Origin of the sequence: Desulfonatronum lacustre DSM 10312 (assembly GCF_000519265.1) — a bacterium.
Lineage (GTDB): Bacteria > Desulfobacterota > Desulfovibrionia > Desulfovibrionales > Desulfonatronaceae > Desulfonatronum > Desulfonatronum lacustre.
On the sequence record NZ_KI912608.1, the window covers coordinates 47,890 to 64,786 of the forward strand.

The 16,897-nt window shown below is 51.8% G+C and carries 13 protein-coding genes; 4 read left to right on the forward strand and 9 right to left on the reverse strand.

Features of this window, described 5'->3' with window-relative positions:
• Nucleotides 1-19 precede the first annotated feature (19 nt).
• The 8 genes from DESLA_RS0100260 to glmS all read right to left on the reverse strand — a co-directional run bounded on the left by DESLA_RS0100260 (nucleotide 20) and on the right by glmS (nucleotide 11,221).
• Nucleotides 20-1,537, reverse strand: coding sequence for a type I restriction-modification system subunit M (locus tag DESLA_RS0100260; RefSeq protein ID WP_028570912.1), 1,518 nt, complete (start codon nucleotides 1,535-1,537; stop codon nucleotides 20-22).
• 102 nt (nucleotides 1,538-1,639) lie between these two features.
• On the reverse strand, nucleotides 1,640-3,223 hold the full coding sequence (locus DESLA_RS22070) for a Tn7-like element transposition protein TnsE (RefSeq protein WP_084031773.1): 1,584 nt from the start codon (nucleotides 3,221-3,223) through the stop codon (nucleotides 1,640-1,642).
• Between the two features lies 1 nt (nucleotide 3,224).
• Nucleotides 3,225-4,763 (reverse strand): TnsD family Tn7-like transposition protein, encoded by a 1,539-nt coding sequence (locus DESLA_RS22075; RefSeq protein WP_211239007.1) that lies wholly within the window; start codon nucleotides 4,761-4,763, stop codon nucleotides 3,225-3,227.
• Nucleotides 4,742-5,473 (reverse strand): hypothetical protein, encoded by a 732-nt coding sequence (locus DESLA_RS23365; RefSeq protein ID WP_245589974.1) that lies wholly within the window; start codon nucleotides 5,471-5,473, stop codon nucleotides 4,742-4,744. Before DESLA_RS23365 ends, DESLA_RS22075 begins: the two co-directional genes overlap by 22 nt.
• Before the next feature lie 12 nt (nucleotides 5,474-5,485).
• Nucleotides 5,486-6,391 carry an ATP-binding protein gene (locus tag DESLA_RS23370; RefSeq protein ID WP_245589975.1) on the reverse strand — a complete coding sequence of 302 codons (906 nt, stop codon included), beginning with the start codon at nucleotides 6,389-6,391 and terminating at the stop codon, nucleotides 5,486-5,488.
• Nucleotides 6,388-8,463 (reverse strand): TnsB C-terminal domain-containing protein, encoded by a 2,076-nt coding sequence (locus tag DESLA_RS17825; protein ID WP_035261141.1) that lies wholly within the window; start codon nucleotides 8,461-8,463, stop codon nucleotides 6,388-6,390. Before DESLA_RS17825 ends, DESLA_RS23370 begins: the two co-directional genes overlap by 4 nt.
• Nucleotides 8,447-9,265 carry a heteromeric transposase endonuclease subunit TnsA gene (locus tag DESLA_RS0100285; RefSeq protein WP_028570914.1) on the reverse strand — a complete coding sequence of 273 codons (819 nt, stop codon included), beginning with the start codon at nucleotides 9,263-9,265 and terminating at the stop codon, nucleotides 8,447-8,449. Before DESLA_RS0100285 ends, DESLA_RS17825 begins: the two co-directional genes overlap by 17 nt.
• 132 nt (nucleotides 9,266-9,397) lie before the next feature.
• Nucleotides 9,398-11,221, reverse strand: coding sequence for a glutamine--fructose-6-phosphate transaminase (isomerizing) (glmS, locus tag DESLA_RS0100290; RefSeq protein ID WP_028570915.1), 1,824 nt, complete (start codon nucleotides 11,219-11,221; stop codon nucleotides 9,398-9,400).
• Nucleotides 11,222-11,594: 373 nt separating this feature from the next.
• Here glmS and DESLA_RS0100295 point away from each other — a divergent pair, with 373 nt between their 5' ends.
• The 4 genes from DESLA_RS0100295 to DESLA_RS17830 all read left to right on the forward strand — a co-directional run bounded on the left by DESLA_RS0100295 (nucleotide 11,595) and on the right by DESLA_RS17830 (nucleotide 16,397).
• Nucleotides 11,595-12,470, forward strand: a complete 876-nt coding sequence (locus tag DESLA_RS0100295; RefSeq protein WP_028570916.1) for a YitT family protein — start codon at nucleotides 11,595-11,597, stop codon at nucleotides 12,468-12,470.
• A gap of 150 nt (nucleotides 12,471-12,620) precedes the next feature.
• Nucleotides 12,621-14,510, forward strand: a complete 1,890-nt coding sequence (gene cooS / locus DESLA_RS0100300) for an anaerobic carbon-monoxide dehydrogenase catalytic subunit (RefSeq protein WP_028570917.1) — start codon at nucleotides 12,621-12,623, stop codon at nucleotides 14,508-14,510.
• A 59-nt stretch (nucleotides 14,511-14,569) separates the two neighbouring features.
• On the forward strand, nucleotides 14,570-15,346 hold the full coding sequence (locus tag DESLA_RS0100305; protein ID WP_028570918.1) for an ATP-binding protein: 777 nt from the start codon (nucleotides 14,570-14,572) through the stop codon (nucleotides 15,344-15,346).
• Nucleotides 15,347-15,494: 148 nt separating this feature from the next.
• Complete coding sequence (locus DESLA_RS17830) at nucleotides 15,495-16,397, forward strand: SAM hydrolase/SAM-dependent halogenase family protein (RefSeq protein WP_245589976.1); 903 nt, start codon at nucleotides 15,495-15,497, stop codon at nucleotides 16,395-16,397.
• Here DESLA_RS17830 and DESLA_RS0100315 read toward each other — a convergent pair.
• Nucleotides 16,385-16,894, reverse strand: a complete 510-nt coding sequence (locus DESLA_RS0100315; RefSeq protein ID WP_028570919.1) for an FmdB family zinc ribbon protein — start codon at nucleotides 16,892-16,894, stop codon at nucleotides 16,385-16,387. The two genes, DESLA_RS17830 and DESLA_RS0100315, sit on opposite strands and share 13 nt — an antisense overlap.
• Nucleotides 16,895-16,897: the final 3 nt, after the last annotated feature.

Below are 16,897 nucleotides of genomic sequence, written 5' to 3' on the forward strand. Positions count from 1 at the left end.
GATCCCTGTTTTTTGACCGTCATAACAAACCTTCCCTATTGAGTAGGGACTTCAGTCTATCTTCGGCCGCATACGCCGCCACCAATGATTCCTTGAGGTTGGAAATAGCCTGTTCGACGGTCATGTTTTCTTCCTCGATGACCGGTTCCACATAGCGCGGGATGTTCAGATTGAAATCGTTTTCCCGGATTTCATCCAGGCCGACCACTCGACATGCGCCCTCGACATCCTGGTAATCCTGATACCACCTCAGAATCTTGTCCACGTGTTCGGGCAGAAGTTCGTTCTGCGCACGACCGGTCTTGAACTCTTTCGAGGCATCGATGAAAAACACCTTCCGTCGATGTTCCTTGGACTTGGTGTTCCGAAAAACCAATACGCACGGCGCAAGGCCGGTGCCGTAAAAGATGTTCTGGCCAAGTCCGATCACTGCTTCCAGGATGTCCATTTCCAGCAACTTGCGTCTGATTATGCCTTCCTTGGACATCCGGAACAGCACGCCATGGGGAAGCACCACGGCCATGCGACCGGTTTTGTCGGCCATGGACTTGATCATGTGCTGCACCCAGGCGAAGTCACCCGATTTGGCAGGAGGAAGGCCGGCGAAGTTTCGGCCATAGGGATCGTTGACCCAGACGTCGTCACCCCACTTTTCCAGGGAGAAGGGGGGATTAGCGATCACGCAATCAAACGTCGCCAGGCTGTCGCCTAGGTAAAAGGCAGGCTGTCTCAGGGTGTCGCCGCGTTCAATGTGAAAATCCTCGGCACCATGGAGAAAAAGGTTCATTCGGGCAATGGAGGACGTGGTCAGGTTTTTTTCCTGGCCATAGAGCTTGCCCAGCATGAGATTCTCGTCGCCTCCATGATCCTTGACGTAGTGCAAGGCCTCCAGAAGCATGCCCCCGGTCCCGCAGGCCGGATCATAAATGCTGTCACCGGCCTTGGGTGCAAGGATGCGAACCATCAGAGCGACCACGGAACGCGGCGTGTAGAACTCCCCGGCCTTTTTGTTCGTGAGGTCGGCGAATTTTTTGATCAGATATTCATAGGCTTGACCGAGGACGTCAGCTTTGCAGTAACCATTGCCCAAGTTCAATGTTGAGAAATGCTCGATCAGATCCTTGAGCAATCCGTCGGAGAGGCGGTCCTTATTGGTCCACTGGGCGTCGCCGAAGATGCCGTGCAAGGTGTCCGGATTGGCCTGTTCGATGCACCGCATGGCTTTTTGCAGCGCATGGCCGATATTGGCGCTCTTGGCTCGAATATCCCGCCAGTGGCAGTTTTCTGGAATCTGGAAGCGATGATTCTCCGGAAACTGCGCAAACTCAACGTCACCGTTGGACTCTTCCAGAGCAACGGCATATTCTTCGTCATAGACATCGGAAATTCGTTTGAAGAACAGCAGCGGGAAGATGTAGGTCTTGAAGTCGGCAGCGTCGACGGGACCACGGAGGATGTTGGCGGATTCCCAGAGATGTCCGGATAGGGTCCCGATATCCAGATCGACTGAATTGTTATTTCCGTTCCTCCTGCTCATTCAACTTGATCCTGTCTGGTTTTGTCAGCGCGGTAGCATGTTCACGTCATCTATCATCTTACAATGATTGCTCGAACGTATTAGCAGGCAAACATTAAAAAATTACATCTCCAAATATAGACGTTTTGCCCAACCATGAATAGAATCCTGGTCCAATGAAGGTTTTTTTGACGATGTCTTAGGATGGGATATGCGTTTGTAGTTACTTCCAAACATTTGATTAAGAAATGATGTAGGCCATACTAAAGAGTTCTTCAATAAATTAAGTTCTAGTTCATCAATGAGTATGTTCCAGTTTGTAATTGAATTGATATTTTTTAAGAGCAATGTTGATAAACATTGTTTACTATCTGATGTGTCAACTTCAATTAGAGCGTATACTAAATTATTTTTCTTTACGAAATAAACGGCAAGACAGCGGGGATTGCCATCGTCAAGCAAGTGTTTAGAGCATCTTTTAATTTTTCGAATTTTCTTAATTTTTTTAAAAACATGTGTGCAGTTGGGCATCTTTAACAGCAGGGAAATCATTAACATAAATAATTTAAATTTATTGACATATAGGTGAGTATCGTCGCTCATATCTTCCAGCCCGTCATAATCAGCCGAGCGTAGCGTTCCCAGAATACTCCCTTCATCCGTGCTAACTTCTTCTATCCATGCTTTGGATGTGGTGTTTGTGGTATCTACATTTCTACAGCCAGCGGACCGCTTTTTTCCGACAGCAATCCGCGTGGTTTTAATAGGTTTCGTAAATGAAATAGATACAAGAGGAGTATTAATACGTTTTACAGATGTATCAGAAAAAGGCTCTTGATGATCATCAATTAGAGATTCATTGTCTGGTGGCAGTGGTGTAGATGCAATACGACCGTTTCCAGATTCACTCTCTGAAAATTTTGGATCATGAAACTCAACAAATCTAGGATAATTACAATTTATATTTAATATTTTGTGAATTTCAGTAATGAGAAATTTTTTTGAGTTTTTATCGTAACGGCCACGAAAAGTAAGCTTAGCATTTTCAAGGTTTGGCGGGTCGAACTGAAAATTCCACCTGCGGTATTTATCATTCTCATAACCGTTGAGAAGTTGATATTTATAAATACTTTCGAATGATCGCCGTGCATCATCGTCTGTTAATATCCATGCCAAATGACGTCTGAGATTATGATCTTCTCTGACGTATTGTGGTAATGAGCAGCACGGCAAAATAGTCACCGTGGCCTCGCTCGTACCATCAAATCGCTGAACTTCAAAATCTTGACTTAATCCTTGATGAATTAATGATAGTCTTGTCAAATACGCGTTATGATAAAATAGTACTCGAGCGAGTTCAAGCTGTGGCAAATAATACTCATAATAATCATCTTTAAAAATAAAGCACAATTGCTTTTTATCTTGATATGGGATTGTCGGGATACAACTGGAATTGATTCGGTCCGTTCGCCAATCGTGAAATTTATTGACCAGCAGTTTTCTTTCAAAACCGGCAGGATTGTGTTCTGCAGTCGGATTCAAAACTCTAAGTCTTGCAAGTGCTGGAATTTGAGAGATTCCAAAAAAATCAGTAGGTTGCTGAGGATTTAAGCCAACATTTATCTTCCAATTTGAGTTTGTTGTATCACGGAAAAGTGAACCAATGCTTGTAATTGTACTGTCTTGTTGTACATTTTTGAATTTCATTTCATTGTACCAAACTATTTATATATTTTAGCGTAGCCCTTTTCATTCTCTCTTCGCTCAGTTTCGAAATTCTTAGTAAGCGCCACCTTGATGGTGAATCATAACTCTGACGTAACTCTTCTAATGCATTTCGTAGTCTTCGAATCTGATAATCTTCAACGCTTTCGGCTTGAGCATCGAGAAATGCCTTTGAAAGAGGCATACGGTTGAGATTCTTTTCGTATGTCGTGGAAAACCCAACCATCTTTTGAAAATACGCTTTAGAACGTCTAGGCCCATCTGTGTTGTCCTTCAGTAAGACATCCACTTGATGAAGAGCTTGTAAAAATACTTGATCTCTTTCACTCCAATTCACTTTGCACTTTGATGTAAGGTTTGAGCGGTCATAAGCATGAGATGCATTAAAATCAAGTAACCAATTTGAGTGTTTCCGATAAAGTCTGGCGTAAAGGGCTGGGGCAATTTTTCTTGCCCTTGTGGGAGGATGGCATGACAAAAGCCGTTGCCAACTTTCTTGGTCTGGACTAAGATCAAAGTTACTGATTTTATTGATCTCAACTGGTGGTTTCCGCTTATTGGCAGGATACTGCTGAACTTGATCGAGAACACTGTCGATACGCCATGATTCGCCGATTATTGCTTGATTCACCACGATATGTTGAAGATAGCTGAAACATTTTCTGTGTTTACGAAATATTGATCGCACCCAATCCTCTTCATCATCGTCTGACTCAGCGGGCGTAAGATTATATCTTGCCAGCCATTCAGTTGGCCAGAACCGAAGCACTTTTTCTTTAACAGCATGATGGTTTATGTGTCCGGTCCCACGATTAAGCCCATGTTGAAAAGCCAAGTCCTGATAATAAGCCGTCCATTGCTCATGAGATGAGGATGGTCGAGCGGGACGTTCAAGTAATTGCCGTACTTGGGTTGATATCCGTGTCGTTATGGATGCGCAAGGAATTTGCGGAACTTGAGGACAATATTCTGGTGCTGCAGCAATGAACCTATGACGTTCGGCATTTGATCGGGATAATTGCGTGTTGATCAAATATCCGTGTTTTGAACATGATTCTATCCCAGGAACTTGCCAATCTCGTATCCAATAATATTCACCATGTTCATTCTTTTGTGCCAAAAGGCAGAGTGGACAATAGCAAATATATCGAGGAACTTTAATTCGGGACGCCGTAACTCCTAATGCCAAATGTACTGCCCCTTGAGATTTTCCACGCATCCACTCCAGGCATCGCTTACGGCGTTCTTCAGGTACAAAAGGTGCGTAAATAGGAAAAAGGGTGTGGTTGTATATTATTCCTTCGGCACTGTATTTTGTTGGTAGTAATCGAGATACTGCTGAAAGATGATTGGGTAAATCAATTGTGGCAATGATTCCACGCGACTGAAATATTTCATCCAGCAGCTCTTTTGGACTTGTTATACCTTGTCGAATACCAGCTCTGGCAATGGTGCTGTAAATTAGCTCATCTGGATATGGTAAGGGGAAATTCAACACTTCTAAGCCATGGAACGCAGCCAATTTTCAGTGTCAAAAAGCAAGCGTTCACGATTTAAGCAATCCTGGAATTTATCTTCAGTATCAGCCTGAGACCGCAGAAAGCGTAGATCTCGTGAATCCAAAGTATGCCAGTCTTTCATCTTAATTATTTTGGCCTTTGGCTTCGGCGTCACTTCCTTATTATTACCACTCTGGCTCCATTCGATAACCAGCATCATCCAATCTTTCATGCACAAACCAGGGTGTTCATTTAGTGCCCTGTTTATTAGAGGCTCGAGTAAGCCTGAATCAAAACCCATGTCAACAAGCATATTATGTAATCTAATCGCTATGCTATTTCCTTGATACTTGGGGACGGAGTTAATTTTGTCCTGCTTAGATTGTAAAAGATTGCTAAGTTCCAAAATTTTTATATCCACATCAGGAATTGTCAGATCTGAAAAGCGCGTGATTTTCGATATATCCCCTGAGCGCAAAGCATCAATCATAGGATGGATAGGTTTCAGTTCGTCATGATATACTTTCTGCATTAATTCAGGGGTAATCCGTTCGATTCCAGTTACTATTGCACGTATCTGTGACAGAACAAACAATTTAATGACTATGTCCATGATTCCCTGAGAAAGATCATACCATGTTTCACGGAGATCATTAGTAATGTCGGTTGCCTTGGTAAGCCACTGGTACTTCCACAAACAGTTGGTGAAGGCTCCCCATTCTGTTTTAGACACATTCTCATCCGATTAAGGTTTACTCAGCGGCTCCCATAAAATTGCTCCAAATCCTGCTCCTCGGCGTGCCGATCGTAAATCCATTTCGAAAATTGGCCTCGCCTTGGGAGTACCAACCATCACAATCGGAACAGAAATCTCGTTCACCAGTGTGACAAAAAAATTGAGCATGCGCTCTGCGCCACCCGAGTTCTTGACATTTAAATGCTGAATTTCATCAATAACCAACAAACCAATCGCATGTGTGTTTGCAATTTGCGCCATTAATGCGATAAGTGTTTCAACACTGTGTCTTTTTTGTACAAATCGGCGGACATAATTTGTGGCCATGATCAAATCAATTTCTCTGAAAAAGTTATGACACAAGCTTTTCAGTGAACCGTCATGGGGACAGTCTATCTTGAGAAAAACAACTTGTATAAAATTATAGTTCTCATGATAGATCATTTGTGGATATGTGCCGAGAATACGATTCAGGGAAATTGTTTTTCCCGATCCAGAACAACCAATAAAAACCATGCTTTTCGCGGTGGACTGAATATGTTCAAACCGAAAAACTCCGAGATCTCCTTGCTGTATACGTTCGTACCCATTCTGAATGTGGGAATTCAATAGGCCAGTAGCGAGATTCCGTCCGACATAACCTTGACGTATCATAACTGAGAGTTTGGATTCCAGATGGACATGACGAGATAATGGCTGGAAGAAGCCATCCAATAATTGAGATATTACATGGATTCGTGTTTGTCCGGCGAGGTAAATGTCTGTCGGATTAAATTTTATATTGCTGGACAATCCTATTTTCAGTTTTTGCAGGTCTAAAATGGGAGGCAACGCTTCGATAAACGGGTTTCCTTTAAACCTATCAACTCCAGTATTTTGATAAACTGCTTTAACCATCCTTTCTGGTAGCGTCATTCTTTGTCTCCAAAAAGATCATCGATGAAGCTAGGATATGCATAATCTTCAGGTTCTTGATGTAAATTGGTAACAGTGGCTTTGGATTTTGGCTCGGGTTTGTTTTCCGTCGATAAGCGCTGCTGCCGCTCAATATCGCGTGCTTCACGCCGGTTGTTGCCAATGTCAGTCAGCGCTTTCCTTTTAGTTGGCCCCAGATGGGAAGGGCGTAACTTCTCTGCGTTTTTAATTGTTTCCTGGATAGAGTTTTCCAGATCCTTTTTGCTATGTTGTTCAAGCATTTTCGCAGCGCCTGTTGATTTTTTGATTTGCTGCTTGCTTTCCCATAGTTCCCACATGGATCGCCCCCTATATTCTCTTGAGCGATCGGTCAAATAGCATTCCCAATAATCGGGTTTTCCTTTGTCAGGAAATAGATAAATATGTTCCGCAATCCCTGGATCGTAAGCAGCCACGAATGGACCTGGCCTTTGTTGCCTTGTTCTGTGTAACCAGCCTGAAGCTATGAGTTCTTTGCAGGTGTAAAAAGCACCAAAACATCGGATACCTAGATCTGAAAGTGTTACTTTTTCGCGGGGAAGTAGTGCAATTTTTAAATCAGTCTCAGAGGCATTCTTAAGACGACCGCTACGATTTTGGATTCCCCATTGCCAAATGCGAATCGGGACAGCTGGAAGATCGGTAGGCATATCAGATTCGCGATCATACTTAGTCAGAACGGAGTAAAGGTTTCGATGCAGGATCGACCCAACGATAATTTTTGTGAAATCCTGCATTGTTAATGCCGCATCTAGTCGATAATCTTTTCCGCCTTGTTTTTTTATGGTTGTTCCTGTGACAACCCCGGGGGCATATGGCTTGAAATCGGCTTGTATCGTGCAAAAGTACCTCTCTACTATGCCTTTGGCATCACCACGATATGGAGAAGCAGTCTCAATTCTCACTCCAAATGCCTGTTCAAGATATTCTATCTGATGGCCAAGTAGTTCGCCGCGATCTGCAAGAATTGCCTCTGGTAAACCAATTGAAGGCCATTCTTCGGATTCAATGTCATACCCAAATCTTTTACAGATTTTGGTCTTATCCGTCATTGCATTGATTAAGGCCAACATGGCTGTTGCGTAGGATGGATTCTCAAGTCCGACATAAAATCCAGTTATCATCCTGCTGAAAACATCAACAACAACGTACAAAGTTGGTCGTCCGATGATTCTTTGCCTGTCTGAGGATAATAAATATATATCTGCGATGGTAGCATCAATTTCATATCGCGCACCTGGCCCATGAGTGTTGACGGTTGCTGTGCTCAATAAAGGTCTAATATCTTTATTATACTTTATCCTGTTTGCCCTTAGGCGGATACGATCTGGCCGATTATATTCTCGTTCGTAAAAATATCGCAGTTGTCCAATTGTGGGATAATCCTCTTTTGGAATGTTAGGATTGATGGATTCATAGATGCTCAAGAAACGACGGTGAGCATAGGCTATAGGCTTTTTTTTCTCTGTGAGGTAATAACGATCAAGAACGATACGGAATAAGCGCTCGATGTCGGCATCAACTATGGACCCTTCCCCAGGGGTGGTGCTTCTAGGGCGTCCCAGTTTTTTTTCAGAGTTGGAACGTCTTTTCCCCTTACCTCCTGAATTATCGTAATCCGGAAGTAGGGCGTTGGGAGTTGACCCACGTTGCCAATACTGGCGGAGATAAGAATATATTGTTTTTTTGGCTATTCCACTTTGGTCACTAGCCTGTTGAACCAATGCTCCTCTACCAGTCCTATTAAAAATATTAGGATTTTGTATCAGGCTTTCAATGACCGACAAGCGCTTGTCCCGTACCTGCTGAGAAATGGAACCTTGCTCTGGCAGTTGAGTAACAAGATGTTTATAGGGATCATCCACGTTTCTCATGCATTCTGAAAGGATTGCAGCCTCAACCTCCGATGCTGATATGTATTCTGGAAAAGAATGAATTGAATCAATATTAATCAATACATGTCCATCATTAGTGATGTTCAGAACCCGATGTCGTGTTTCTCCGTAAGTGATTACATCATTGATTCGCAGCATAACGATCCCGTAAATATAGGAAGTCTGATGATGCTTTCAAATCTCCAACAACCAAAGATGTCCAAGGATTTGCAATATCGAACAGAAAAACCCTCAAAGCCATAAGCGAGCGAATCTTTTGCAAAGATTCACCGGGTTCAAGCGAATATGCTTGATCCAGCATCATTGCAGCCTGAGTAATTTTTTTTGCTGGTTCTGCAAGGAAGAAATTCAAGTATAGAGGTGCTATATTGAGCAGATCCTCAATTCCTTCAAGCTTAACTTGGGAGGGGTAAAGCCAGGCTATATTTTTTGCTACGGTGTTTGGTATTTGTCTTTCTGTCAACAAGTGCCAAGGAACGTTATGCTTTTTCCAATATTGCCGCTCAATTTCAAGTTTTTCAATGACTCTGGGATTATAAAGATCAGATGATGTCTTTACTTGTATCGCCATTCTTGGAAGGTCTGGCTTGCTGGTATCAACAAGAAAATCCGTCGACATCACCTGATCTTTACCCCGCACTCCAGGGTGACGAATGCAAGCTTTTCTTGCGATCTCCAATGTGTCGTCAAGTGAGAGGGGGAATTGCTCCCGGATATCCGTCACGACTGGATTCCAGTCAAACAAAAAAAAGGCTTTTAGCTCAAGGTCAGAGAGCAGATGATGGGTTCGTTGTGCCTGGATTCCCCAAACACGATGGGACCTGCCTAAGGAAGGCAGGTCCCTTATCGTCAGCCAAGGCTGATAATCTTTGCCGGTGCCTTCTCCACGTCCCTGCTTTATCCACTTGGAGGAATGGGAATCGAGATTGATGATGGTCATGCTCCGAACCTTTTGAAATCATGATTTGATACCGGAGCGAAGTTACCAACTTTATTTTAAAGTTACAATCTTTATTTTTAAGTTACCAACTTTATTTTACTCCCACAGCCCTCAGCCCTCAGCCCTCAGCCCTCACTCCACCGTCACGCTTTTGGCCAAATTGCGGGGTTGGTCCACGTCCTTGCCCAGGTAGACGGCCATTTCGTAAGCGAACAACTGCAAGGCCGGCAGGGCCAGAAAGGTGTTCAGCGGGCCGTAAACCTGAGGGATCTCCCAGGAGTGGTCCACGGTCAGATCGAATCCGGACTGGCACAAGGCGATGACCCGACCGTTGCGGGCCTGGACTTCAACCAGATTGGAAACGACCTTGGGCAGCAAGGCGTCATTCAAGGCCAGGGCAAAGGTGGGGAATTCCGGCTCGATCAGGGCGATGGGGCCGTGCTTCATTTCTCCGGCCGCATAGCCTTCGGCGTGGATGTAGGAGATTTCCTTGAGTTTCAAGGCGCCTTCCAAGGCCAGCGGGTAGGCCGGGCCCCGGCCGAGGTAGAAAAAGCTGTGCGCCGTGCTGTATTCCGGGGCCAGTTCCTGGGCCTTGCCGCGCAGGCGAGGCAGTTCGGCTTCCAAAACTTGGGGCAGGCCGAGCAGCCCGGTGATGATCGAGGTCTCCACTTCCCGAGCCAGTGTTCCCTTGCGTCGGCCCCAGTACAGGGCCAGCAGGGTCAACAGGACGAGCTGGCTGCACATGGCCTTGGTGGAGGCCACGCTGATTTCCGGCCCGGCCTGGGTGTAAATCACGCTGTCCGCCTCCCGGGCTACACTGGATCCCACCACGTTGCACAGTCCGAGCACGGGCACCCCGTGCTCCTTGGCCAGACGCATTCCGGCCAGGGTATCCGCGGTTTCTCCGGACTGACTGATGGCCAGGACGAGATCGTCCGGCATGAAAAGCGGGTTGCGATATCGGAATTCCGAGGCGATTTCCACGCGAACCGGAATTTTCGCCCACGACTCCAGCAAGTGTTGGCCCCACAGCCCGGCATGATAGGACGTGCCGCAGGCCACGATCTGGATCTGGCCCGGGACGGGTATGGCCTCCAGCTCCGGCAGGGTCACGGACAAGGCTTTGGCGTCCACGCGTCCGGCCAGGCAATTGGCGATCACCGCGGGCTGCTCGAAGATTTCCTTGAGCATGAAGTGACGGTAGCCGCCTTTTTGCGCGGCCTGAAAATCCCAGGTGATGTGGTGGACCTTCTTTTCCAGGGGTGCCAGAGTGGCGGCATCAAAGACCTGCCAGGAAAAAGGCTCCAACTCCACCAGTTCGCCGTCCTCCAGAAAGACGACGTCCCGTGTATAGCCCAGAAACGCCGGGATGTCCGAGGCCACGAAGTTTTCTCCCACGCCCACGCCCAGCAACAGCGGGCTGGATTTGCGGGCCGCCCAGATTTTGTTCGGCTCATCCAGGTTGAGAAAGGCTGCGGCATAGGTGCCTTCAACTTGAGCTAGAGCCTTGCTGAACGCCTCGCGTAGAGTGACGTCGGAGGTCCAGAGCTCGGCGATAAGCTGAACCAGCACTTCGGAGTCCGTATCCGAGAAAAACGTACGTCCTTTGTCTTTGAGCATTTTTCGAAGCGACTGGTAGTTCTCGATGATCCCGTTGTGCACCAGGGCCAGGCGGCCTCCCGGGTCGCGATGGGGATGGGCGTTGCGTTCCACGGGCAGGCCGTGGGTCGCCCAGCGGGTATGGCCCAGGGCCGTGGTGGCGTGAAACATGTCCTGGCCGTTGAGACGGGTTTCCAGCTCGCACAGCTTGCCCTCGGCCCGAATGACGTGCAACTCGTCGTGCTGCGCAAAGGTTACGCCCGCGGAATCGTAGCCGCGGTACTCCAGACGCTTCAGTCCTTCCACGATGATGGGCACGGCCGGTCTGTGCCCCGCATAACCGATGATTCCGCACATGGTTGATGGTCCTCGCGACGTTTGCTGGTGAAGGGAGACGATTCGACCCTGGGACGTTCTACCAAAACGCGTTTTGAAAGCGGTTTCTTCTTAGCCTCTGAACCATGAAAAGTCATCCGGAAACAGATACGAGGGACCGGGACTCGTCCTGATTCGTGCGGCCTCTTCGCGGTCTTGCTCCCGGCATCGGGGTCATGTAGGTATGGGCTGTTCGGCGATGTGGCTCTGACCCATGGTCGTCGGACTGGCCCCGCACAATATCGCCGCTGATCATTTCCTGCCGGTTGTTTCAGAGCTATCAGAAGTACTTTTCAGACCTCGCATAGGCGGTACATCGAAATAAGGCACTTCGTCGGAACGGAGGGAAGACCGCATGGCCGGCAATTGGGCGGAGCAGTTCCGCGTTACGACATATTCCATCTCCTGGAACCTGCTGTTGATCACGATGGGGGCCTTGATCCTCGCCTTCGGAGCCAAGGCCATCGTCGTTCCTCAGGAATTCATCAGCGGCGGCGTGACCGGGGTCGGCTTGATTCTGAGTTACGTGGTCGGAATTTTCCCGCCCGGTGTTTGGCTGCTGATCCTGAACATCCCTATTTTCATTCTCGGCTGGATCTGCGTCAGCAGGCGGTTTTTCTTCTACAGCCTGTACGGCATGCTGCTGCTCAGCCTGGGGCTTGATACCATCCCATGGACCCTGATCATTGAGGACACCCTGCTGGCCGCTCTGACGGCCGGAGCCATTATGGGAGCCGGGTCGGGCATCGCCTTGCGGTCCTTGGGATCCCTGGGCGGGCTGGACGTTATCTCGGTCTTCTTGAGCCAGCGTTTTAATCTCGGGATCGGGAAATTTTCCTTCGGCTTCAACATGGTCCTGTTTTTCGGGAGTCTGTTCTTCATCGGTCTGGAGCAGATGCTGTACTCGGTGTTTCTGGTTTTCGTCCACGCCATGGTTATGGACTACTTCCTGGGCATGTTCAACCAGCGCAAAATGGTGCTCGTGGTCTCGGAAAAGCCCGACGAACTGGCCAAGGCCATCTTGAGCACCATCAACCGGGGCTCGACCTTTCTTTACGGTCGCGGCGCCTACACCGGTAAACGCAAGAAAATTCTGTTGACCGTGGTCACCAGCTTACAGCTCAAGCGTCTGGAAGAAGTCATCTTCACCATCGATCCCAAGGCCTTCACCATCGAGGAAAATACCCTGAACGTCATCGGCCAGGGTTTTTCCCGGCGCAAGGTCTACTGAGCATGACCCTCGTGCGCGAAGATATTATGAAAACAGAGCTCATGGAGGGCAATCTGTTGTCGGCCAGCCGACAGACGCACTCAGGTTTTGGTGCTATGGCTTCTTGAAAAATTCTTCCCGCATCCGTCACCCACAACAAAGGAGAGCGCCATGGCAGAGAAGCTACCCCGAAGAGCAGAGGACCTTTCCATTTGGCCGGACGCCCAAAAAATGATCGAGAAGGCCAGACGCGACAACGTGGAAACCGTCTGGGACAGGCTGGCGGAGCAGCGGCCGGCCTGCACGTTCTGTAAGCAGGGTCTGAGTTGTTCCAAATGTGTCATGGGACCGTGCCGGATCACCCCGGGCAAGGGCAAACGGGAGCGCGGCGTGTGCGGAGCGGATGCGGACTTGACCGTGGCCCGAAACTTCGGCCGGTTCGTGGCCGCGGGAGCGGCCTCGCATTCGGACCACGGACGGGACCTGGTGGAGACGCTGTTGGCCGTCGGCCAGGGCAAAACATCGGACTACGGCATCCGCGACCCGGAAAAACTGCGTCGCATCGCGGCTGAGGTGGGCGTGACCGTTCAGGGCAAAAGCGACAAGGAGATCGCTCGGGCCCTGGCCGAAACGTTCATTGAGGACTTCGGCTTTGCCACGCCCTCGGTCTCCTTTGTCGCCCGCGTCCCTGGAAAGCGTCGGGAGTTATGGGAAAAACTGGGTATCACCCCCCGGGGGATCGACCGGGACGTGGTGGAAATGATGCACCGCACGCATATGGGCGTGGACAGCGACGCGGTGAGCCTGTGCCTGCATTCGGCCCGGGTGGCTCTTGGAGACGGCTGGGGCGGCTCCATGATCGCCACGGAGCTGTCGGACATCCTTTTCGGTACCCCTACTCCCAGGAAGGCCCAGGTCAACCTGGGCGTGCTCAAGGCGGATCAGGTCAACGTGGTGGTCCACGGCCACAGCCCCATCGTCTCGGAAATGATCCTGGCCGCGGCCCGGGATCCAGAATTGATCCGGAAGGCCAAGTCGTCCGGAGCGTCCGGGATCAACGTGGCCGGCCTGTGCTGTACGGGCAACGAAGTGCTGATGCGCCAGGGCATTCCCATGGCCGGCAACCATCTGATGACCGAACTGGCTCTGGTCACGGGCGCGGTGGACTGCATCGTCGTGGACTACCAGTGCATCATGCCTTCCCTGGTGACCATCGCCGGCTGCTACCAGACCCGGTTTATCTCCACCTCGGACAAGGCCAAATTCACCGGGGCCGAACATGTGGAGTTCAACTACGCCAACGCCCGGCAAAAGGCCGTGCAGGTGGTGGAGGCGGCCATTGAGGCGTTCACCAAGCGCGACCCCGGCCGCGTGGATATCCCCGCCGAGCCGGTGGAATTGATGACCGGCTTTTCCAACGAGGCCATTCTCGGTGCGTTGGGAGGCACTCCCGGCCCGCTCCTGGAAGCGATCAAGGCCGGACAGATCCGGGGAGCCGTGGGCATCGTGGGCTGCAACAACCCCAGGCTGAAGCACGATCACGTCCATACAGAGCTGTGCAAGGAGTTGATCAGGCGCGACATCCTGGTGCTGATCACCGGCTGCGCCACCGTGGCCATGGGCAAGGCCGGGCTGATGGTGCCCGAGGCCGCGGACAGAGCCGGAGAGGGTCTGAAGGCCGTGTGCACGTCCCTGGGCATTCCGCCGGTTCTGCATGTGGGCAGTTGCGTGGACAATTCGCGGATCATTCATCTCTGCGCCATGCTGGCCGACGCCCTGGGCACGGACATCAGTGACCTGCCCGTGGCGGCCAGCGCCCCGGAATGGTACTCCGAAAAGGCCGCGGCCATCGGCCTCTACGCCGTGGCCAGCGGGATATACACCCACCTGGGCCTGCCGCCGCATATCACCGGCAGCGAAACCGTGACCAATCTGGCTTTGAGCGGCCTGGAAGGCGTGGTCGGGGCCTGCTTCGGCGTGGAGGCCGATCCGCACAAGGCGGCGGAGGCCATTGACGCGCGGATTTCGGCCAAGCGGCAGAGCCTGGGGTTGACGCCGTAAGTTGAACCTTCTCGGGGGATGGACGCCCGTCCCCCACATCATCCCCATGGGAGCGAAGCATGAAAATCGCGGTCGCCGGCAAGGGCGGGGTGGGCAAGACCACCATCGCGACTTGGCTGGGAGACTTTCTGGCCAGAAGCGGTCATGACGTCTATTTGGTGGACGCGGACACCGCCCTGTCCTTGGGCCAGGCCTCGGGCCTGGAGCGGGAAAGCCTGCCCAAGCCGCTGGTGTTGCGCACCGATCTGGTGGCGGAACGCATCGGCTCCGGCTTCATGCACCTGAACCCGGACGTGGGGGATTTGTCCGGTGATTTGGCCGTGGAATTGCCCGTGGAATTGGCTGATTCCGGTCGCGACGGCGCGGGGCGCAAGCGACTGCTGGTCATGGGGACCGTGACCGGCGCGGGAGGCGGTTGCGCCTGCGGAGCCAATTCCCTGCTCAAGGCCCTGCTGGCCCATTTGGTGCTGGAAGCTCGGGAATGGGTGGTCGTGGACCTGGAGGCCGGAGTGGAGCATCTGGGCCGGGGCACGGTTGCGGCCGTGGATGGACTGGTGGTGGTCAGCGAACCGTCTCGCCGCGGGCTGGACACGGCCGCGGAAATCGCCCGACTGGCCCTGGGCCTGGGGCTCAAGCGCCAAGCTCTGGTGCTCAACCGTCACCAGGAGCGGGACGAATTGCCGGACATTGCCGGGCTGCCGCCTCTGGCCGCGTCCATCCCCGTCCTGCCGAGCCTCACGGCCCGGCAACTGACCTCCGGAAGCGTTCTGGGCCTGGAAGAACGCTCATCTCTCGTCGACCCTCTGTGTCGGAAGATTCTCGCCGCGTTGCGGTAGAATGTTCACGGGCGTGTAGTCCCGCGGGAGATGGTGTGCGCGGGATCGGCACTACTCCAGGGTCGGTGCTGTACTATGAATTCTCTTCGGGGATACAACGACGCACCAGCTCTGGGCAATGGGTTTGCCGGTCAAAAAGGAGGACGATATGGCCACCGACAGGCGACATGCGATGCGGGGCGGGCGTTTGCCGAGAGGGCGCGGGAGATTGGTCAGGCCGACCGTGGCCCTGCTGACGGACTTCGGGCTGGATGATCCGTATGTCGGGCAGATGAAGGGCGTTTTGGCGGGCCTCGCGCCCGAGGCCTCGGTCGTGGACGTCAGCCACCAGGTCCGGCCCTTTGACGTCATGCAGGGGGCCTTTTACCTGGCGGCCAGTTGGCGGTTTTTTCCGGAAGGCAGCGTGCTGGTGGGCGTGGTGGACCCAGGGGTGGGGACCGAGCGTCGTCTGGTGATCGGAAAACGGGAAGGCCGTTTTTTCCTGGGGCCGGACAACGGCCTGCTGGCCCTGGTTTTCGGGCCTGAGCCCAAGAGGCTGGCTGGGGAGGAGCCCGGAGAGCGGGCCTGGGAACTGACCATGCCGTCCGCTTCGGGGGCGCGTTCCAATACCTTTCACGGTCGGGACATCCTGGCCCCGGCCGCGGCCCGGCTGGCCCTGGGCGTTGATCCGCGGCGACTGGGACGACCGTTGGATACGGAGACGTTGCAGCGTCCGGCCTGGGCCTTGCCGGAGCAGCGGGGCCGGGAGATCACGGCCCATGTCCTGCATGTGGACCGGTTCGGCAACTGCCTGCTCAACCTGCCCGAACGTCTTTGGCCCGAAGCAGGGATGGAGCGAGTCGAACTGCTCGCGCCCCTGCTTCAGCCGCTGGTTCCGGTGCAGACCTATGCCCAGATTCCGGCGGGCGGAGTCGGGGTGCTGGTTGGAAGCCAGGGCTATTGGGAGCTGGCGGTCAACCAGGGCAGCGCCGCCGCGGTGCTCGGACTCGCGCCCGGAAAGCGGGTCGTCTTGGACTGCACCGGCACCGCTTTTCCGCCTCACATGTCGTAAATCGTCTCATCCCGGGCCGGCGCGCGCAGGGCGCGGCGCAGCTTTTTGGCTCCGGCGGGGCTGAAGTCCATGTTTTCGAACATGTCGCCCATTTCCGCTTCGACCTGTTCAGGGTCTTCCCCGGCTTCCATTCTGGCCAAAGCCTCCTCCATGCCCTCCCCGAAATGCATGCCCGTGACGTCGCAGAGCTTGCGCATCAACTGGGCCGCCTGACGGGGATCATCCTCGTCCATGCCTTCGGCCTCCCGGGCCATCATGGCCATGGCCCGTTCCAGCTTGGCCTCGTCCAGGCCGGAAAGGTCGGGCATCCCGTCCATGCCGTCCTCACCGTCTCCGGTATCCGGACGATTTTTGGAAATGGCGAACACGGAAACCTGTCGCTCCAACTCCGGGCGTCCGCACTTGGGGCAGTCCGGCTGCTTTTCCGTGTTGATCCGCGGAGAAAAGAAGTTGTAGATGGTGTGGCAATCCTGGCAGTAAAACTCGTAGAGAGGCATTGT